This window comes from Pseudomonas marginalis, assembly GCF_900105325.1.
Classification (GTDB): domain Bacteria; phylum Pseudomonadota; class Gammaproteobacteria; order Pseudomonadales; family Pseudomonadaceae; genus Aquipseudomonas; species Aquipseudomonas marginalis.
Genome location: NZ_FNSU01000003.1, coordinates 2,465,832 through 2,485,890 on the forward strand (window position 1 = coordinate 2,465,832; position 20,059 = coordinate 2,485,890).

A 20,059-nucleotide genomic window follows, 5' to 3' on the forward strand; every position below is an offset into this window, starting at 1 on the left:
CTGCAGTGTTTTGAAGATTGCGTTCCACACAACACAAAAATAAAAAAGATCCGAGGTGTTGCATGACCGAGTTAGTCGAACCGCAGATTCCTGCCGCGCCCGCCATGGTGCGGCTGCCCCTCTTGCAACTGATTCTGGTAGGCCTGCAACACGTCTTGCTGATGTACGGCGGCGCCGTCGCCGTCCCCCTGATCATTGGCCAGGCCGCCGGCCTGAGCCGTGAAGAAATCGCCTTTCTGATCAACGCCGACCTGCTGGTAGCCGGCATCGCCACCCTGGTGCAGTCATTCGGCATCGGCCCGGTGGGCATCCGTATGCCGGTGATGATGGGCGCCAGTTTCGCCGCTGTCGGCAGCATGGTCGCCATGGCCGGCATGCCCGGTATCGGCCTGCAGGGAATCTTCGGCGCCACCATCGCCGCCGGGTTCTTCGGCATGCTGATCGCACCGTTCATGTCCAGGATCGTGCGCTTTTTTCCGCCGCTGGTGACCGGCACCGTGATCACCGCCATCGGCCTGTCGCTATTCCCCGTGGCCGTGAACTGGGCCGGCGGCGGCAGCGCAGCCGCCACCTTCGGCTCACCGATTTACCTGGCAATTGCCGCCCTGGTACTGACCACCATCCTGCTGATCAACCGTTTCATGCGCGGCTTCTGGGTGAATATCTCGGTGCTGATCGGCATGGGCCTGGGTTACGCCTTGTGCGGGGCCATCGGCATGGTCGACCTCAGCGGCCTGGCCCGGGCGCCGTGGGTGCAAGTGGTGACGCCGCTGCACTTCGGCATGCCCAGGTTCGAGCTGGCGCCGATCCTGTCGATGTGCCTGGTGGTGGTGATCATCTTTGTCGAATCCACCGGAATGTTTCTCGCGCTGGGCAAGATAACCGGCCAGGACGTCACACCGAAAATGCTGCGCCGTGGCTTGCTGTGTGATGCCGGTGCGTCGTTCTTTGCCGGTTTCTTCAACACCTTCACTCACTCCTCCTTCGCGCAGAACATCGGCCTGGTGCAGATGACCGGCGTGCGTTGCCGTTCGGTGACAATGATGGCCGGTGCCTTCCTGATTGTGCTCAGCCTGTTGCCCAAGGCCGCGTACCTGGTGGCGTCGATTCCCCCGGCGGTGCTCGGCGGGGCGGCGATCGCCATGTTCGGCATGGTGGCGGCCACCGGCATCAAGATCCTCCAGGAGGCCGATATCGCCGACCGTCGCAACCAGTTGCTGGTGGCGGTGAGCATCGGCATGGGCCTGATCCCCGTGGTGCGCCCGGAGTTCTTCGCACAGTTGCCCGTGTGGATGAGCCCGATCACCCACAGCGGCATCGCCATGGCGACCCTCAGCGCACTGTCGCTGAATATCCTGTTCAACATTCTCGGCGGGGCCGAACGCCCCGTAGTCGACCCCGCCCACACCTGACACATGCCCCATTGTCGCCCTGTGCGCGCTGTAACGGCGCACTTGAGCCCTGACGTGGGAGCCAGTATTCTCCGCGCCCGCTTGAATCGACGGTTTTTTGCCGCCTTGGCGCGGGTCTTGCTGTAGCAATAAAGCTGACCATTCAGACCACTTTTGTAACCACCAAAGGCGCCGCACCAGAGCGCTTGTGTAGAAGAAAAACCATAAAACTTTAACTCGGGAGCAACCGAATGAAACCTCTGTTCAAAGGCCTGATGCTGGCGGGATCCCTGCTGGCCGGCGGCCAGGCCGTGGCCGGTGACTTGTTGCAGTGGCAGAACAACAGCCTGACGTATCTGTGGGGCAAGAGCTTTACCGTCAACCCACAGATCCAGCAAACCGTCACGTTCGAACATGCCGATGCCTGGAAGTACGGCGACAACTTCGTCTTCGTCGACCGCATCTTTTACAACGGCAAGGAAGACGGCAACGTCGGCCCAAGCACGTACTACGGTGAGATCAGCCCGCGACTGTCGTTCGGTAAGATTTTCGACCAGGACCTGTCCTTCGGCCCGATCAAGGATGTGTTGCTGGCCTTCACGTATGAGTTCGGCGAAGGCGACAACGAGTCGTACCTGCTCGGCCCTGGCTTCGACCTGAACATCCCGGGCTTCGACTACTTCCAGCTGAACTTCTACCAGCGCCAGACCGAAGGCAATCGCCCAGGCGACGGTGTATGGCAGATCACCCCGGTATGGTCGTACACCCTGCCGGTGGGCAACTCCGACATCCTGATCGACGGCTTTATGGATTGGGTGGTGGACAACGACAAGAACGCCCGTGGCACTTACCACGCCAACCTGCACTTCAACCCGCAGGTCAAATACGACTTGGGCAAGGCACTGCATTGGGGCGACAAGCAGTTGTACGTGGGCTTTGAATACGACTACTGGAAGAACAAGTACGGGATCGAGGATTCCGGCGCGTTCAAGACGACCCAGGACACGGCGAGCTTCCTGGTCAAGTACCACTTCTGACCCCCTGTAGGAGCGAGCTTGCTCGCGAAAAACCAGAGATCACCGCGTTTATTCAGAACAAAAGCGGTGCCTATGGGTTCTTCGCGAGCAAGCTCGCTCCTACAAGGGTTCATGCCAAGCCCAGGAACCGCATGATCTCTTCACGCTTGGCCAGCGCATCCTTCCTGCCCAACTCAATCAACTCGCTGCAATACCCCGCCTCGAACAGCAAGTAACTCAGCACCCCTGCCCCGCTCGTCTTGGTCGCCCCCGGCCCACGCAGGAACAGACGCAATGCCGCCGGCAATTCCTGCCGATGCCTTGCGGCGATTTCGTCGATCGGCTGGCTTGGCGCAATCACCAGTACTTCCACCGGCGCCAGGCCACGGGCCGCACTGTCGGCTGGCTGGTGATGGCTGAACTGGTTCAGACGCTCCAGCAGTTCGATATCGCTTTCCAGGCTGTCGATGAATGTGCTGTTGAGCATATGCCCGCCGATCTGGGCCAACGTCGGCTCCTGGCCGGTATAGGTGCGTTGCGCCATCGGTTCATTGCCCCGCGGATTACCGCTGACACCCACCACCAGCACCCGGGTCGCCCCCAGGTGCAGCGCCGGGCTGATGGGCGCCGACTGGCGCACCGCGCCGTCGCCGAAGTATTCCTGGTCGAGCTTCACCGGGGCAAACAGCAAGGGGATCGCCGAACTGGCCAGCAGGTGTTCAACCGTGAGTTGCGTCGGCACACCGATACGCCGATGGCGCAACCAGGCGTCGATGGTGCCGCCGCCCTGATAGAAGGTCACCGCCTGCCCGGATTCATAGCCGAAGGCCGTGACGGCGACCGCATGCAGGTGCTGTTGGCGGATGGCCTCGTCGATACCTGCCAAATGCAGTTTGTCCTGCAACAAGTCCCGCAGCGGCGAGCTGTTGAGCAGCGCCACCGGTAACTGCCGGCCCAGGCCCAGCAAGCTGTGGGTAAAGAAGCGACTCGCCTGGCGCACCACCCCCGGCCAATCGCTGCGCAATACCAGGTGGCTGCGAAACCCCTGCCAGAACGCGGTCAGGCGCTGGATGGCCGCCGTGAAGTCCATCGCACCGCTGGCCAGGCTCACCGCATTGATCGCACCGGCCGACGTGCCGACGATCACCGGAAACGGATTGGGCGCCCCCGGCGGCAACAGCTCGGCAATCGCCGCCAATACCCCCACCTGATACGCCGCTCGCGCCCCGCCGCCGGAAAGAATCAAGCCTGTAACCGGTTCAGCTGCGCGCATTGCATCACTCCACGTGGGGGGAAAGTCGGTCTTAGCGACGACGTTTTTCGTACAGCTTGGGTTCGCCCGGTGGCCGGCTCTTGAAGCGGCGATGGGTCCACAGGTATTGCTCGGGACATTCACGCACCGAGGCTTCGACCCACTGGTTGATGCGCAGGCAGTCGACTTCATCGCTTTCGCCGGGGAAGTCGGTCAACGGCGGGTGGATGACCAGGCGGTAACCGCTGCCATCCGCCAGGCGCTCCTGGGTGAACGGCACCACCAGCGCCTTGCCCAGCTTGGCGAACTTGCTGGTGGCAGGCACGGTGGCGGCCTGGATGCCGAACAGCGGCACGAAGAGACTTTGCTTGGCGCCGTAGTCCTGGTCCGGTGCATACCAGATGGCGCGACCGGCACGCAGCAGCTTGAGCATGCCGCGCACGTCTTCGCGCTCGACCGCCAGGGAGTCGAGGTTATGCCGCTCGCGGCCACGTCGCTGGATATAGTCGAACAGCGGGTTGCCGTGCTCGCGGTACATGCCGTCGATGGTGTGCTTCTGCCCCAGCAGGGCCGCACCGATTTCCAGGGTGGTGAAGTGCAGGGCCATGAGGATCACGCCCTTGCCATCCAGTTGGGCCTGCTTGAGGTGTTCCAGGCCTTCGACATGGGCCAGGCGCGCCAGGCGCTGGCGCGACCACCACCAGCTCATGGCCATTTCAAAGAAGGCAATGCCGGTGGAGGCAAAGTTTTCCTTGAGCAGCTTCTTGCGCTCTGCGGCGGTTTTTTCCGGGAAGCACAGTTCCAGGTTGCGTGCGGCGATGCGGCGACGTTCGCCGGCCACACGGTACATGCCTGCACCCAGCAGGCGACCAATGGTCAGCAGCGCACGGTACGGCAGTTGGGTCACCAGCCAGAGCAGGCCGAGTCCCAGCCATAACAGCCAAAAGCGCGGGTGAAAAAATACAGCTCGAAAACGCGGGCGATCCATTACAGATTCCGGGAAAGACAGGGCCGCGCATTCTACAACGGTTCGACTCGGCTTGCGGCCAGTGAGTGTTCTCGTTATAAGTCTCGACACTTTTCGTGACAAGCCGCTTTTTGCCGACCATGAGCCAAACCGAACCGCTAGACCAAGATCCCGTGTTCCAGCTGAAAGGCAGCATGCTCGCCATCACCGTGCTGGAACTGGCCCGCAACGACCTCGACGCCCTGGACCGCCAGCTCGCCGCCAAGGTTGCCCTGGCGCCGAACTTCTTCAACAACGCCCCGCTGGTACTGGCCCTGGACAAACTGCCGGCCGGCCAGGGCAGCATCGACCTGCCCGGCCTGATGCGCGTGTGCCGCTCCCATGGCCTGCGAACCCTGGCGATTCGTGCCAGCCGCATCGAAGACATTGCCGCAGCCATCGCCATTGAACTGCCAGTACTGCCACCCTCCGGCGCGCGTGAGCGTCCACTGGAACCTTTGGTCGGCGAAGTGCAGAAAAAACCGGAAAAACCAGCGGAACCGACGATCAAGCCTACAAAGATAATCACCACGCCCGTACGCGGCGGACAGCAGATTTACGCCCAGGGCGGCGACCTGGTGGTGATCTCTTCGGTCAGTCCCGGCGCGGAACTTCTCGCCGATGGCAATATCCATGTATACGGCCCGATGCGCGGACGTGCCCTCGCCGGCATCAAGGGTGATACCAAGGCGCGCATTTTTTGCCAGCAATTGACCGCTGAGCTGGTGTCCATCGCGGGCCAGTACAAGGTTTCGGAAGATTTGCGCCGCGATCCACTGTGGGGAGCCGCGGTGCAGGTCAGCCTGTCGGGCGATGTGTTGAACATCATCCGTCTTTAACGGATACTGCCGCATTTTCCAAGCATCTCTAGACTCTGATAGCACAGCGAAATTGGCATTACTTGCGTAGGAACATTTGAAGGTTGGCGTTTTTCCTGCGAAAACCCGTCTTTTTCCTACAAAGGCTGTCCGCCTGCGGCGAGTTCCAAGAGATGTTTTTCAGGGGCTGAAAAGTCCTTTTTCCTTAGGGGTGAAACACCTTGGCCAAGATTCTCGTGGTTACATCCGGCAAGGGTGGTGTGGGTAAGACCACCACCAGCGCCGCTATCGGTACCGGCCTCGCTCTGCGCGGCCACAAGACAGTCATCGTCGACTTCGACGTCGGTTTGCGTAACCTCGACCTGATCATGGGCTGCGAACGCCGCGTGGTGTACGACTTCGTCAACGTGGTCAACGGTGAAGCCGACCTGCAACAGGCCCTGATCAAGGACAAGCGCCTTGAGAACCTGTACGTACTGGCCGCCAGCCAGACCCGCGACAAAGATGCGCTGACCAAGGAAGGCGTAGGCAAGGTTCTCGCCGAGCTGAAGGAAACCTTCGAATTCGTGGTATGCGATTCCCCGGCCGGTATCGAAACCGGTGCTCACCTGGCGATGTACTTCGCCGATGAAGCCATCGTGGTGACCAACCCGGAAGTGTCTTCGGTACGTGACTCGGACCGCATGCTGGGCCTGTTGGCCAGCAAGTCCAAGCGCGCCGAGGAAGGCCAGGACCCGATCAAGGAACACCTGCTGCTCACCCGCTACAACCCTGAGCGCGTCAGTAACGGCGAAATGCTCGGTGTTGAAGACGTCAAGGACATCCTCGCCGTGACCCTGCTGGGCGTGATCCCGGAATCCCAGGCCGTGCTGAAGGCGTCCAACCAGGGCGTCCCGGTGATTCTCGACGACCAGAGCGACGCCGGCCAGGCGTACAGCGATGCGGTTGATCGCTTGCTGGGCAAGACCGTGGAACATCGCTTCCTCGATGTTAAGAAGAAGGGATTCTTCGAGCGTATCTTTGGAGGCAACTAAACAATGAAATTTCTCGACTTCTTTCGCGCCAACAAAAAGCCAAGCACCGCGTCGGTCGCGAAAGAGCGTCTACAGATCATCGTGGCGCACGAACGCGGCCAACGCAGTACCCCGGATTACCTGCCGGCCTTGCAGAAGGAACTGGTGGAGGTGATCCGCAAGTACGTCAATATCGGCAACGATGACGTGCATGTCGCCCTGGAAAATGACGGCAGCTGCTCGATTCTGGAACTCAATATCACCCTGCCTGATCGTTGATCGAACAGGCGGCCGCCACGGCGGCTCGGTCACCTTGATCCCTTTGCGGGAACCGGGTGGTCGAGCCGCCGTTGGCGTTTGTTACGAGGCTGTTTAATGCCGCTGTCCACTATTCATATCCTGCATCAGGACGACGCTGTCCTGGTGGTGAACAAGCCGACCCTGTTGCTCTCGGTGCCTGGCCGCGCCGATGACAACAAGGACTGCCTGATCACCCGCCTGCAGGAAAACGGCTACCCCGAAGCCCGCATCGTCCATCGCCTGGACTGGGAAACCTCGGGGATCATCCTGCTGGCCCGGGACGCCGATACCCATCGCGAACTGTCCCGCCAGTTTCACGACCGCGAAACCGAAAAGGCCTACACCGCTTTGGCCTGGGGCCAGCCGGAACTGGACAGCGGCAGCATCGACCTGCCCTTGCGCTATGACCCGCCGACCAAACCCCGCCATGTGGTGGACCACGAGTTCGGCAAGCACGCGCTGACCTTCTGGAAAGTGCTGGAACGGTGTGGCGACTGGTGCCGCGTCGAGCTGACGCCGATTACCGGAAGGTCGCACCAGTTGCGCGTGCATATGCTGTCCATCGGGCATCCGTTGCTCGGTGACGGTCTGTATGCCCATGAACAGGCCCTGGCTGCGTGGCCGCGCCTGTGCCTGCATGCGAGCATGCTGAGCTTCACTCACCCGCAAAGCGGCGAGCGCTTGCGCTTTGAGTGCCCGGCTCCCTTCTAAAGCTGTAAATACAGTACATGTGGGACGGGCGGTGCGACTTGCCCCCTCCCACATTTGTTCTGTGCACTTCTCGCCCTCGAACGGTAAACTCCGCGCATTGCTGTCTGGAGCTATTTATGCGCGAAGCGTTGAATCAAGGCCTGATCGACTTCCTCAAGGCCTCCCCTACTCCTTTTCATGCCACCGCCGCCCTGGCCCAGCGCCTGGAAGCGGCCGGTTTCCAGCGCCTCGACGAGCGCGAGACCTGGGCCACCGAAGCCAACGGTCGCTACTACGTGACCCGCAACGATTCCTCGATCATCGCCTTCAAGCTCGGCCGCCATTCGCCGTTGCAAGGCGGGATTCGCCTGGTCGGCGCCCATACCGACAGCCCGTGCCTGCGGGTCAAGCCCCAGCCTGAGCTGCAACGCCAGGGCTTCTGGCAACTCGGCGTGGAAGTCTACGGCGGCGCGCTGCTGGCGCCGTGGTTCGACCGCGACCTGTCCCTGGCCGGCCGCGTCACCTTCCGCCGTGACGGCAAGGTCGAAAGCCAGCTGATCGACTTTAAGCTGCCCATCGCCATCATCCCCAACCTGGCCATTCACCTGAACCGTGAAGCCAACCAGGGCTGGGCGATCAATGCCCAGACCGAATTGCCGCCGATCCTCGCGCAATTTGCCGGTGATGAACGCGTGGACTTCCGTGCCGTGCTCACCGAGCAGTTGGCACGGGAGCATGGGCTGAACGCCGATGTGGTGCTCGACTACGAGTTGAGCTTCTATGACACCCAGAGCGCCGCCGTCATCGGCCTCAATGGCGACTTCATCGCCGGCGCGCGCCTCGACAACCTGCTGTCGTGCTACGCCGGCCTGCAAGCCTTGCTCACCAGCGAGAGCGACGAAACCTGCGTGCTGGTGTGCAACGACCACGAGGAAGTCGGTTCCTGCTCGGCCTGCGGTGCCGACGGCCCGATGCTGGAACAGACCCTGCGTCGCCTGTTGCCTGAAGGTGATGAATTCGTACGCACCATTCAGAAATCCCTGCTGGTGTCGGCCGACAATGCCCACGGCGTACACCCGAACTACGCCGACAAGCACGACGCCAACCACGGCCCCAAGCTCAATGCCGGCCCGGTGATCAAGGTCAACAGCAACCAGCGCTACGCCACCAACAGCGAAACCGCCGGGTTCTTCCGTCACCTGTGCATGGCCCAGGAAGTGCCGGTGCAGAGCTTTGTGGTGCGCAGCGACATGGGCTGCGGCTCGACCATCGGCCCGATCACTGCCAGCCACCTGGGTGTGCGTACGGTGGATATCGGTTTGCCGACGTTTGCCATGCACTCCATTCGTGAACTGTGCGGCAGCCATGACCTGGCGCATCTGGTGAAGGTGTTGGGCGCGTTCTACGCCAGCCACGACCTGCCCTAAGACCAGGAATGGATGTCGTCAACATGTGGGAGGGGCGGTGCGACGATTCGCACTTGCCCCCCACATTTGGTTTACGTCCACCTGATCTGCATCACCTGCATTTCCTGCAATCCGACCTAGACTTGTCAGTATTCCCACTCCGACAAGGCCGTCGCCCCATGATCTCCATGTCCTCTTTCCACGCCATGCTTATCCCTATCCTGATCGGCATGATCATGCTCGCCGTTGGCTTCAACTTCCGCGACAAGCCCCTCGGCGTATTCGGCATGTGGGTCGGCATGCTGCTGATCCTGGGCACCGTGGTGTACAAGATCCTCGCCAAACTGGCCGAATGACGCTTGCACTCGTACACTCGCTCAACCCGTCGTTTCCAAGGTTGACCGCCTCGTGCTTTCCCGTCTGTTTGCGCTGCCCTGCTGTTTCCTGATCGCCCTGCTCACGCTGCTGCCGCTCTCGTCTGCCCAAGCGGTGGGCCTGCCCGGGCTGCTCGGCACCACCAAGACCCAACCCCAGGCCGACGTGCCGTTGGGGCAGTCGTTGGACGAGGTGATCAAGACCCTGGAAAACGACCAGCAACGCACCCAGTTGCTGAGCGACTTGAAGAAGCTGCGCGCCGCTACCCAGAAGGCCCAGCCAGCCGCCGAGCAAGGCGTGCTCGGGCTGATCGGCAGTACGCTGTCGGGCCTGGAGCAGCAGTTCTCCGGCGCCGACAGCCCGCTGGGGCGCTGGTCGAATGAAATCGACCTGGCCAAGGACGAACTCAGCGCACTGATGCTGCCGGCCAGCGAATGGCTGCCGATCATTTTCGGCTTTGCAGTGATTCTCGCGGTATGGAGCCTGCTGGCAGCCGCGTTGATCTGGCTGAGCCACCGGGTACGCGAGCGCTTCGGCCTGCCCGAGGAGTTGCCGCAACACCCGCGTACCTGGGACATGCTGCGCTTCGCCCTGCGCAAATTGGGGCCCTGGCTGATCGCACTGGTGATCACCGTGTACCTGAGCTACGCCCTGCCCTCGTCCCTGGGCAAATCCCTGGCAATGGTGCTGGCTTATGCGCTGGTGGTCGGTACCTGTTTCTCGGCGATCTGTGTGATTGCCTTCTCCCTGCTCGACGGCCCGCACCGCCACCGCGCGCTGTATATCCTGCGCCACCAGGCGTTCCGCCCGTTGTGGTGGATCGGCAGCTTTGCCGCCTTTGGTGAAGCCTTGAGCGACCCGCGGCTGGTGGCTGCGCTCGGCCAACACCTGGCCCACACGGCGGCCACGGTCGCCAATGTGATGGCCGCGCTGTCCACCGGCGTGTTCATCCTGCGTTTCCGGCGGCCGATCGCCCACCTGATCCGCAACCAGCCCCTGTCGCGCCGCCTGACCCGCCGGGCCCTCAGCGACACCATCGAGATCATCGGCACCTTCTGGTACATCCCCGCCTTGCTGTTGGTGGGCATCTCGCTGTTCGCCACGTTCGTCTCCGCCGGCGACACCAGCACCGCCCTGCGCCAGTCGCTGTTGTGCACGGTGTTGCTGGTGTTGTGCATGGTGATCAACGGCCTGGTGCGGCGCCATGCGCTCAAGCCGCAGCGTGGGCACAAGCGCCATGCGCTGTACTCCGAACGCCTGAAAAGCTTCGTCTACACCCTCGCCCACCTGGTGGTGTGGCTGGTGTTTATCGAACTGGGACTGCGGGTGTGGGGCCTGTCGCTGATCCGCTTTACCGAAGGCGACGGCCATGAAATCAGCGTCAAGCTGTTCGGCCTGGGCGGCACGCTGCTATTTGCCTGGTTGATCTGGATCCTCAGCGACACCGCCATCCATCACGCCCTCACCCGCTCGCGCAAAGGCCTGGCCAATGCCCGCGCGCAGACCATGATGCCGCTGATCCGCAACGTGCTGTTCGTGACCATCTTCATCATCGCCGCCATCGTCGCCCTGGCGAACATGGGCATGAACGTCACGCCACTGCTGGCCGGTGCCGGTGTGATCGGCCTGGCCATCGGTTTTGGTGCGCAGTCACTGGTGGCCGACTTGATCACCGGCCTGTTCATCATCATCGAAGACTCCCTGGCCATCGATGACTACGTGGACGTCGGCGGCCACCTCGGCACCGTCGAAGGCCTGACCATCCGTACCGTGCGCCTGCGCGACATTGACGGCATCGTGCACACCATCCCGTTCAGCGAGATCAAGAGCATCAAGAACTACTCGCGGGAGTTCGGCTATGCAATCTTCCGGGTGGCGATCCCCTACAACATGGAAATCGACGATGCGATCAAGCTGATGCGCGATGTCGGCCAGAAAATGCGTAACGATCCGCTGCAACGCCGCAATATCTGGTCGCCGCTGGAGATCCAGGGGGTGGAAAGCTTCGAGTCGGGCAGTGCGATCCTGCGCGCGCGGTTCAAGACGGCGCCGATCAAGCAGTGGGAAGTGTCGCGGGCGTTCAACCTGTCACTGAAGCGGCATCTGGATGACGCCGGTCTGGACCTGGCCACGCCGCGCTTGAGTGTGCAAGTGGTGACGGGGGCTGCGGCGGGGTTGGAGAAGGACAAGAACGCGTAAGGTCATGGCGAATGTGATGAGCTTATTGTGGTTTGTGGTGAGCTTATTGTGGTGAGCGGGCTTGCCCCGCGCTGGGCTGCGAAGCAGCCCCACTCAAGAAGCACTCGGTGTATCAGACATAACTCAGCGGCTGGTTTTGGGGCTGCTTCGCAGCCCAGCGCGGGGCAAGCCCGCTCACCACAACAAGCCCGCTTGCCACAAAAAGCCCGCTCGCCACAACAGGCCCGCCCACCACGACAAGCCGGCCTACTGCAGGTTTTGCGTCAGGCCAGCGTTGCGCCGTCCATCTTCTGGCGCAGGCTCAACGGACGCATATCGGTCCAGGTTTCTTCGATGTAGGCCAGGCACTCTTTCTTCAGGCCGCTCTTGCCCACGGTGCGCCAGCCTTCCGGCACGGCCTTGTAGTCGGGCCAGATGGAATACTGTTCTTCATGGTTGACCACTACCTGAAACAGGATGTCGTCGCGGTCAAATACTGAGGTCATTGCTGTTCTCCATCGCTCAAAGGCTGGCTGCGCACCATGCGCAGCGCTGATATCTGTAGAAACGTACCAACACGCCAAAAAATTAGAGGCTGGCGACGGCTGCCGCCAGGGCGCGCCCGAAGATCTCGGCCACGCGGTCGATCTCGGCGGCGGTGATCACCAGTGGCGGCAGGAAGCGCACCACGCTGCCATGCCGGCCGCCCAGCTCGAGGATCAGGCCGCGCTTGAGGCATTCACGCTGTACCAGCGGTGCCAGCTGGCGATGCACCGGCGGGTGGCCCTGGATATCCAGGGCGCCGTCCGGGTCCACCAGTTCCACACCGAGCATCAGCCCGCGCCCGCGAATATCCCCCAGGTGCGGGTAGTCACGCTGCAGGATGCGCAGGTGTTCGCCCAGGCGCTCGCCCATGACGGTCGCATGGCCGGCCAGGTCGTGCTCCTTGAGGTAGCGCATCACCGCCGAACCGGCCGCCATGGCCATCTGATTGCCACGGAATGTCCCGGCATGGGCGCCCGGCAGCCAGGTGTCGAGCCAGTCGCGATACACCACCACCGCCAACGGCAGGCTGCCGCCGATGGCCTTGGACATCACCACCACATCCGGAATGATGCCGGCGTGTTCGAAGGCAAACATCTTGCCGGTACGGCCGAAACCGCTCTGGATCTCATCGACGATCAACGCCACGCCGGCCTGCGCGGTGATGCGCCGCAGGCCGCGCAGCCAGTCGAGATCGGCCGGGATCACCCCGCCCTCGCCCTGCACCACCTCGACAATCACCGCCGCCGGCAGCAACACCCCGGCTTCCGGGTCGTTGAGCAGGTTTTCCAGGTAATGCAGGTTGACCCGCACGCCTTCTGCGCCGCCGAGACCGAACGGGCAACGGTAGTCGTAAGGGAATGGCAAAAACTGCACGCCATTGCCGAGCAAGGCACCCAAGGGTTTTTTCGGCCCCAGGCTGCCCATCAGGCTCAACGCGCCCTGGCTCATGCCGTGATAACCGCCCTGGAACGACAGCACCGTGCTGCGCCCCGTGGCAGTACGCACCAATTTCAATGCTGCTTCCACGGCATCGGTACCGGTGGGGCCGCAGAACTGGATCTTGGCTTCCCGCGCCAGCTCCGCCGGCAGCAGGCCGAACAGGTCCTGCACAAACTGGTCCTTGACCGGAGTGGTCAGGTCCAGGGTGTGCAACGGCAGTTCGTCGCTCAGCACTTGCTGGATGGCCTGGATCACCACCGGGTGGTTGTGCCCCAACGCCAGGGTGCCGGCGCCGGCCAGGCAATCGATGAAACTGCGGCCCTCCACGTCTTCCACGTAGATCCCCTTGGCGCGCTTGAGCGCCAGGGGAATGCGCCGTGGGTAACTGCGGGCGTTGGATTCCTGCTGGCGCTGGCGGGCCAGCAGCGGGCTTTCGTCGAACTGATAAAGCGTTTCATGCACCTGGGTATCTTCGATACGGCTGGTAGCGACTGACATCTCTCGATCCCTCAATACGCGGATGATGGTGACCAAACTGCCGATCCGTTGGCGTCTGGCCCAAGGGCATGCGCACGGATTTCCTGTTCTGGAAACGCACCAGCTTCAATCGGATTTAGGGGCTGTTGTCGGTAACTGATGCATGAAGATCCAAATATGCCGGGCTTTACAGTCCGCGGTACTTTTCATTCAGGGCATACAGGATCGCGCAGGTCTCGGCATCCAACACACCACAATAATCCCGCGCCCGAAAGTGCATCTGAAACGCCCGGGTGCGCTGCTCGAACGCCTGGCGATTCTGCGCCGGCTTATAGCCATAGCGCTGAAATGCCCGCTCCACCTCCACTTCAGGCGGCAGCCCGACACAAAACCGGCGCTGGTACATGGCCCGCGTCGACTCGTCGAACCACGCCCCGACTCCCGCCTCGAACAAACCGCGCCACGGCAGGCGCGGTCCCGGATCGCTCTTGCGCCAGTACGCCACGTCCGAGTGCCCGAGAATGTCGGCCGGCCCGATCTGCGGGTAACGCCCAAGGATGTCGCGAAGCAATGCAATCAACACCGCCACCTGCTCCTGGCCGTACGCTGGAAAGGTGAATACGCCCCCGTCATCCCGGGCCAGGTTGACAATCTCGATGCCGATCGCCCGACTGTTGAGGTTATCGCGCCCCGCCCAGTGACTCGCCCCGGCATGCCAGGCGCGCTGGTTTTCGTGCACCAGGCGAAACACGCGCAACTCGTCATACCCGGCGGCGCGGTAGCCGGGCTCATGGGGATCTGGCAGCAGGTAATGCGCGCTGACCCCGTTCCGGGTCAGGGTGCGCAAGGAGGAGGCGAACGGCGCCGCGGTGTAATGCAGGATCACCTGCCGCACGGGTTCGCCGTGACGTTCGTTGAAATCCCTGGCGGGGAAACTGGTATCGATGACCAACATAAGAACCGTCCTTTTCAATACAGGCCGAGTCTTTCGGCCCGTTCAAGCGCAAAAAAATTACCGCCATCCTGAAGGCTTGCACTTCAAGCGGGCGGTAACTATTTGGCTTGTGAAAAAACGCGGTCAGCGTCGCAACGGCATGCCCAGGTCAACGCGCAGGCCATCCACCTGGCTATCGAACGTCAACGAGCAGGAACAGCGCTGCACGATCGCCTGCACGATCGCCAGGCCCAGGCCACAGCCCTCGCTGTTGCCATTGCGCCAGAAGCGTTGGGTGAGGTATTGCAGGTCTTCGGGGGAGATCTGCTTGCCGTGGTCGCGCACGCGGAAGATCACGTGATCGGCGGCGGTGAACACACTGAGCTCCACCCGTGTGTCTGCGGGTGTATGGCGCAGGGCGTTGTCCAGCAGGTTGCGCAGGGCCGCGACCGCCAGGCCCACCGGCATGTCCACCGGGGTTTCGCTGAGGTTGTCCGCCAGGTTCAGGTCGATACGCCCATTATCGCCGGCATTCGCGTCCTGGATCGCCAGCCGCGCGACTTCCTCGGCGCTGGACTGCAAGCCATCGTCGAATGACAGGCTGCCTTCCACCCGCGCCAACAGCAGCAATTGCTCCAGGGTGCGATGCAAGCGGTCGGCGCCCTCCTCGGCGTGGGCCAGGGATTGGTCGCGGGCCGCGCCCTCGGTCATGCGCGCCACTTGCAGGTGGGTCTTGATCGCCGTCAGCGGGCTGCGCAGCTCGTGGGCGGCGTCGCCGGTGAGGCGGCGTTCGCGCTCGATGGTCTTGGCGATGCGTTGCAGCAGTTGGTTCTGGGTGTCGAGCAGCGGCTTGAGTTCGCTGGGCAATGGGTGGATCTGCAACGGTTCGAGGGAATCGGCACTGCGGCGCATCAGCGCGTCACGCATGCGGTTGAGCGGCAGCAGGCTCTGGCCGATGCCCAGCCACAACAGGCACAGGCAACCGAGCATCGCCACGCCCACCGGCACCGAGGCGGCGAGCAGGATCGACAGGTTCAGCGCCTCGCGCTCCACCTGGCGGTCGGCGGTGGTGATCAACAGGTCGCCACGGGACAGGGTAAAACTGCGCCATCCTACGCCATCGATGACTTGGTCACGAAAGCCGCTCTTGCGCGACTCCAGGCCCTCATCCGGCGTGGTATGGCTGCGGGCGAGGATTTCCCCGCGCAAGGAGCTGACCTGGCAGGCCATGCCCCCCGGCACATTCAGTTGCTCGGCACTGAAATGCGCGCCGCCGCTGACACTGGCCAGGCCCGGCATCTGCTCGGTCAGGCCCGCCACCATGCGCGCCGACGCCACCAGGCGCTGGTCGAGGGAAAACATCATCTGGTTGCGCAGGTCGTTAAGCATCCAGGCCGCCGCCAGGGCCCAGATCAGCACAAACGCGGCGCCGAGCTTGAACGTCAGGCGCAGGCGCAGGCTTTTCACGAAGCGTTCTCTCCATCATCTGCCGGGCCGAGGCGATAACCCAGGCCGCGTACGGTCTCGACGATGCCATTGCCCAACTTGCGCCGCAGGTGATGGATATGCACGTTGAGGGCGTTGCTTTCCAGTTCATCGTTGAAGCCGTAGACGCTGTCCTTGAGTTGCTCGCTGGACAGCACCCGGCCCTTGTTGTGCAACAGCGCCTGCAACAGCGCCTGTTCACGTCGGGACAGGTCCACCGGCTGGCCGCCCAACAGGGTTTCGCGACTGCTCGGGTCGTAGGTCAGCCGGCCGTGCTCGATCAGGTTGACGCTGCGCCCCGCCATCCGGCGCAGCAGGGTTTGCAGGCGTGCGGCCAATTCGCGCAGGTCGAAGGGTTTGAGCAGGTAGTCATCGGCACCGGCTTGCAGGCCGTCGACGCGGTTGGTCACCGAGTCCCGCGCGGTAAGGATCAGCACCGGAATCTCCAGGCCCTGGCTGCGCAGCTGTTGCAGCAGCTTGAGGCCGTCTTCGTCGGGCAGGCCGAGGTCGAGCACCATGATGTCGAAGGTCGCCGCCTTGAGCATCGCGCGCGCAGCGGCAGCCGTGGCCACGCGCTCGACTGTAAAGCCCTGGGCACCGAGGCCGGCCACGATGCCGCTGGCGATCAGTTCGTCGTCTTCACAGACCAGTACGTGCATGCTGAACCCTTCATGAAAGATGGGGGGATTAAAAGTGCAACGGATTAAGCGCAGATTATGCCGTGAAAAGATGCAAGCTCAGATAATCCCTACACTTTAGAATAGCGCCCGGTTAATCATCGGTTAATCAACGCCACACATTGTGTGCCTCACTTGCATCGAACTAAGGCTTGACCATGCGGCATCTGTTTACCTTTCTGCTGGTGTTATTCGCGGGGTTCGCCCAGGCCGCGCCGGGCAATCCGTTTGAGACCAAAGCCGATTTCCTCCCGGTGGGCAAGGCCTTCACCTTTACCTCCGAACGTCTTGAAAGTGGCGAGACCCAGCTGTATTGGCAGATTGCCGACGGTTATTACCTGTACAAGCAGCGCATGAAGTTCGATGGCCTGGCCGAAAAGCCCGTGCTGCCGCAAGGCGAAGCCCATAGCGACGAGTTCTTTGGCGAGCAGGAAGTGTATCGCCAGGGCCTGGAAGTGAAGATTCCCGCCGGTACCACCGGCCAGGTCAAGCTCGGCTGGCAGGGCTGCGCCGATGCGGGGCTGTGCTATCCGCCGCAGTCGATCAGCGTAGACCTGGGCGGCAACCCCGCCGTTGCGGCCACCGCCGAAGCCCAGGACCAGAGCCTGGCCAGCGGCCTGCAACAACGCAGCCTGGGCTGGAGCCTGCTGGTGTTCTTCGGCCTGGGCCTGCTGCTGGCGTTTGCCCCGTGTTCGTTGCCGATGCTGCCGATCCTCGCCGGCCTGGTGGTGGGCAGTGGCGCCAGCCCGCGTCGCGGCTTTGCCCTGGCCGGCAGCTACGTGGTGTGCATGGCGCTGGTGTATGCGGCGCTCGGTGTACTCGCCGCCCTGCTCGGCGCCAACCTCGCAGCGCTGTTGCAAACCCCGTGGATCCTCGGCAGCTTCGCCGCCTTGTTCGTGATCCTCGCCCTGCCGATGTTCGGCTTCTTCGAACTGCAACTGCCCGTGGCCTTGCGCGATCGCCTGGATAACGTCAGCCGCAACCAGAGCGGCGGCAGCCTGGTCGGCGCCGGGGTGCTCGGCGCGCTGTCCGGCCTGCTGGTGGGGCCGTGCATGACCGCGCCCCTGGCCGGTGCATTGCTGTACATCGCCCAGAGCGGCAATGCCCTGCACGGCGGCCTGATCCTGTTCGCCATGGGCATCGGCATTGGCGTGCCGCTGCTGTTGCTGGTGACCGTGGGCAACCGTTTCCTGCCCAAGCCGGGCACCTGGATGAATGTGCTCAAGGGCATCTTCGGCTTCCTGTTCCTGGCCACCGCCGTGCTGATGATTCGCCCGGTGATCGACGAAAGCCTGTGGCTCGGCCTGTGGGGCGTGCTGGCCATGTCCATGGCCTATTGCGGCTGGCGCCTGGCCCAGGATTTCGGGCGGGTCGCCATGCTGTTCGGCGCCGGTTCCGTGGTCCTGGGGGTGTGGGGCGGCCTGCTGCTGGTGGGTGCGGCGGGTGGCAGCGACGACCTGTGGCAACCGTTGAAGGTCTACAGTGGCTCGCGGACCACCGCCGCACCCACCGCCCACGAAGCCTTCATGACCATCAATGACCCCGGCGTGCTGCAAGGCCAGCTCGACAGCGCCAAGGCCCAGGGCCAATGGGTACTGCTGGACTACTACGCCGACTGGTGCGTGTCGTGCAAGATCATGGAAAAACAGGTGTTCGGCAAACCCGCAGTGCTCGACGCGCTGAAGGATGTACGCCTGCTACGCCTCGACGTCACCGCCGACAATGCCGCCAGCCGCGCACTGCTGGGCCGCTACCAGGTGCCGGGGCCGCCCAGCTTCGTGTGGATCGGCCCTGACGGTGAGGAACGCCGCGCCCAGCGCATCACCGGCGAAGTGGATGCCGCCGCTTTCCTGCAACGCTGGACTCAAGCCCGGGACGCCCTCTGATGCTGACCCTGACCATCGGCACCTTCGCCATCGCCCTGAATCACATCCTGCTGATCAGCGCGTTGATTCTCGCCACCCTGGTGGGTTGGCGCGTGGCCAAGCGTGGCGGTGAAAATCCGGAATCGGTGCTGTTCAGCCTGTTCCTGCTGGGCATGCTGGCGGCCCGCGTCAGCTTCGTGCTGATGTACTGGAGTTACTACAGCAACGACTGGCTGCAGATGGTCGACCTGCGCGACGGCGGTTTTCTCGCCTGGCCCGGTATCGTCGCCCTGATCCTCGGTGCACTGCTCTATGGCTGGCGTCGCCCGGCGCTGCGCAAGCCCCTGAGCGCCGGGGTCATCACCGGGCTGGTGTTCTGGGGCATGACCAGCCTGTCCTTGAGCGTGTATGAAAAAGGCACACGCCTGCCGGACATCACCTTGCGCAACGCCAATGGCGAAGTGGTGCAACTGGCGGATTACCAGGGCGGCCCGCTGGTGATCAACCTGTGGGCCACCTGGTGCCCGCCGTGCCGCCGCGAAATGCCGGTGCTGGAAAACGCCCAGCGCATGCGCCCCGACGTGACCTTCCTGTTCGTCAACCAGGCCGAAAGCATGCAAAGCGTCAGCACCTTCCTCGCCACCCAAGGCCTGACCCTCGACAACGTGTTGTTCGACGCCAGCGGCCGCCTCGGCCAGGCCGTGGGCTCCATGGCCCTGCCCACCACGCTGTTCTACCAAGCCGACGGGCGCCTGATCAACAGCCACCTGGGCGAGTTGTCCCAGGCCAGCCTGGCCCGTGCCATGGAACCCTTCGACACCGCCCCTGCCGCCACAAGGAAACCGACATGCCTCGCCTCCGCCACCTGCTGACCCTGCTGCCGCTGACGCTGGCGGCCACCCTGGCCCAGGCCGAAGACTGGCCGGCACCGATCAAACAGATCGAAGCCAAAGGCGCCAAAATCCTCGGCAAGTTCGACGCCCCCAGCGGCCTCACCGGCTACGCCGCGCAATACCAGAACCGCGGCATGGCGCTGTACCTGACCGCCGACGGCAAGAGCGTGATCGCCGGCAACCTGTACGACGCCCAGGGCAATGACCTGAGCAGCGCGCCCCTGGAAAAACTGGTGTACGCGCCGATGGCCAAGGAAGTCTGGGCCAAAATGGAAAAAAGCAGCTGGATCCAGGACGGCGACAAAAACGCCCCGCGCGTCGTCTACCTGTTCAGCGACCCCAACTGCCCGTACTGCAACATGTTCTGGGAACAGGCGCGGCCATGGGTAAAAGCCGGCAAGGTGCAGTTGCGCCACATCATGGTCGGCATCATCCGCGAAGACAGCGCCGCCAAGTCGGCCGCCCTGTTCGCCGCCAAGGACCCGCAAAAGGCCCTGGAAGAACATGAAGCCGCCGGCAAGGGCAGCAAATTGCAGGCGCTGGCCAAGATTCCGGCGGACATCGAAGCCAAGCTCGATGCCAATATGAAGTTGATGGATGAGCTGGAACTGTCGGCGACGCCGGCGATTTTCTACCTGGATGACAAGGGCGGCTTGCAGCAACAGCAAGGGGCGCCGTCGCCGGAGAAGTTGGCGAAGATTATGGGGCCGAAGTAAGCGGCGCCTGGTCTGACGCCATCGGGGCATGGGTATCTACGCAACTTTCAGTGAATACGGAATTTATGGCAATTAGGCTTCT

19 protein-coding genes are annotated in these 20,059 nt (G+C 62.9%); 12 read left to right on the forward strand and 7 right to left on the reverse strand.

All coding sequences use genetic code 11. The features are described from left to right. Positions 1-62 precede the first annotated feature (62 nt). On the forward strand, positions 63-1,412 hold the full coding sequence (locus tag BLW22_RS20590) for a nucleobase:cation symporter-2 family protein (protein WP_065927237.1): 1,350 nt from the start codon (positions 63-65) through the stop codon (positions 1,410-1,412). A 230-nt stretch (positions 1,413-1,642) separates the two neighbouring features. Further along, positions 1,643-2,428, forward strand: a complete 786-nt coding sequence (locus BLW22_RS20595) for an outer membrane protein OmpK (RefSeq protein ID WP_065927236.1) — start codon at positions 1,643-1,645, stop codon at positions 2,426-2,428. A gap of 109 nt (positions 2,429-2,537) precedes the next feature. Here BLW22_RS20595 and BLW22_RS20600 read toward each other — a convergent pair whose 3' ends face one another. Together BLW22_RS20600 and BLW22_RS20605 are read right to left on the reverse strand one after the other, a co-directional pair. After that, positions 2,538-3,680: a patatin-like phospholipase family protein gene (locus BLW22_RS20600; protein WP_065927235.1), complete on the reverse strand. Its 1,143-nt coding sequence runs from the start codon at positions 3,678-3,680 to the stop codon at positions 2,538-2,540. Positions 3,681-3,711: 31 nt separating this feature from the next. Next, a complete protein-coding gene (locus BLW22_RS20605; RefSeq protein ID WP_065927234.1) occupies positions 3,712-4,647 on the reverse strand; it encodes a lipid A biosynthesis lauroyl acyltransferase in 936 nt (311 codons plus the stop codon). 119 nt (positions 4,648-4,766) lie between these two features. Here BLW22_RS20605 and minC point away from each other — a divergent pair, with 119 nt between their 5' ends. From minC to BLW22_RS20635, 7 genes are all read left to right on the forward strand, one after another. Then, the gene (minC, locus tag BLW22_RS20610) at positions 4,767-5,504 is read left to right on the forward strand and encodes a septum site-determining protein MinC (protein WP_027603909.1); all 738 of its coding nucleotides are present in this window, start codon (positions 4,767-4,769) and stop codon (positions 5,502-5,504) included. Positions 5,505-5,704: 200 nt separating this feature from the next. Beyond that, positions 5,705-6,517, forward strand: a complete 813-nt coding sequence (minD, locus tag BLW22_RS20615; protein WP_074847394.1) for a septum site-determining protein MinD — start codon at positions 5,705-5,707, stop codon at positions 6,515-6,517. Positions 6,518-6,520: 3 nt separating this feature from the next. Next, complete coding sequence (gene minE / locus BLW22_RS20620; RefSeq protein WP_003175252.1) at positions 6,521-6,775, forward strand: cell division topological specificity factor MinE; 255 nt, start codon at positions 6,521-6,523, stop codon at positions 6,773-6,775. Positions 6,776-6,871: 96 nt separating this feature from the next. Continuing rightward, entirely contained in the window at positions 6,872-7,507 is a 636-nt protein-coding gene (locus tag BLW22_RS20625; protein WP_027603908.1) for an RluA family pseudouridine synthase, read from the forward strand. Between the two features lie 116 nt (positions 7,508-7,623). Beyond that, on the forward strand, positions 7,624-8,913 hold the full coding sequence (locus BLW22_RS20630) for a M18 family aminopeptidase (RefSeq protein ID WP_027603907.1): 1,290 nt from the start codon (positions 7,624-7,626) through the stop codon (positions 8,911-8,913). A gap of 167 nt (positions 8,914-9,080) precedes the next feature. After that, positions 9,081-9,248, forward strand: a complete 168-nt coding sequence (locus tag BLW22_RS34925) for a hypothetical protein (RefSeq protein WP_162494268.1) — start codon at positions 9,081-9,083, stop codon at positions 9,246-9,248. 52 nt (positions 9,249-9,300) lie between these two features. Further along, positions 9,301-11,466: a mechanosensitive ion channel family protein gene (locus tag BLW22_RS20635; RefSeq protein ID WP_065927232.1), complete on the forward strand. Its 2,166-nt coding sequence runs from the start codon at positions 9,301-9,303 to the stop codon at positions 11,464-11,466. A 263-nt stretch (positions 11,467-11,729) separates the two neighbouring features. Here the strand turns inward: BLW22_RS20635 and BLW22_RS20640 are convergent, their stop codons facing one another. From BLW22_RS20640 to BLW22_RS20660, 5 genes are all read right to left on the reverse strand, one after another. Then, positions 11,730-11,951 (reverse strand): MbtH family protein, encoded by a 222-nt coding sequence (locus BLW22_RS20640; protein ID WP_027603905.1) that lies wholly within the window; start codon positions 11,949-11,951, stop codon positions 11,730-11,732. An 82-nt stretch (positions 11,952-12,033) separates the two neighbouring features. Next, positions 12,034-13,428: an aspartate aminotransferase family protein gene (locus BLW22_RS20645; protein ID WP_065927231.1), complete on the reverse strand. Its 1,395-nt coding sequence runs from the start codon at positions 13,426-13,428 to the stop codon at positions 12,034-12,036. Positions 13,429-13,594: 166 nt separating this feature from the next. Further along, the gene (locus BLW22_RS20650) at positions 13,595-14,362 is read right to left on the reverse strand and encodes an N-acetylmuramoyl-L-alanine amidase (protein ID WP_065927230.1); all 768 of its coding nucleotides are present in this window, start codon (positions 14,360-14,362) and stop codon (positions 13,595-13,597) included. A gap of 123 nt (positions 14,363-14,485) precedes the next feature. Continuing rightward, a complete protein-coding gene (locus BLW22_RS20655; RefSeq protein WP_065927229.1) occupies positions 14,486-15,808 on the reverse strand; it encodes an ATP-binding protein in 1,323 nt (440 codons plus the stop codon). Then, a complete protein-coding gene (locus BLW22_RS20660) occupies positions 15,805-16,485 on the reverse strand; it encodes a response regulator (RefSeq protein WP_065927228.1) in 681 nt (226 codons plus the stop codon). The genes BLW22_RS20655 and BLW22_RS20660 overlap by 4 nt, the downstream gene beginning before the upstream one ends. A 176-nt stretch (positions 16,486-16,661) precedes the next feature. On the opposite strand from BLW22_RS20660, the gene dsbD reads away from it, so the two are divergent. The 3 genes from dsbD to dsbG are packed head-to-tail and all read left to right on the forward strand — an operon-like array spanning position 16,662 to position 19,977. Then, a complete protein-coding gene (gene dsbD / locus BLW22_RS20665) occupies positions 16,662-18,389 on the forward strand; it encodes a protein-disulfide reductase DsbD (protein ID WP_074847395.1) in 1,728 nt (575 codons plus the stop codon). Further along, a complete protein-coding gene (locus BLW22_RS20670; protein ID WP_065927226.1) occupies positions 18,389-19,240 on the forward strand; it encodes a TlpA disulfide reductase family protein in 852 nt (283 codons plus the stop codon). Before dsbD ends, BLW22_RS20670 begins: the two co-directional genes overlap by 1 nt. After that, entirely contained in the window at positions 19,216-19,977 is a 762-nt protein-coding gene (gene dsbG / locus BLW22_RS20675; protein ID WP_065948620.1) for a thiol:disulfide interchange protein DsbG, read from the forward strand. Before BLW22_RS20670 ends, dsbG begins: the two co-directional genes overlap by 25 nt. Positions 19,978-20,059 lie beyond the last annotated feature (82 nt).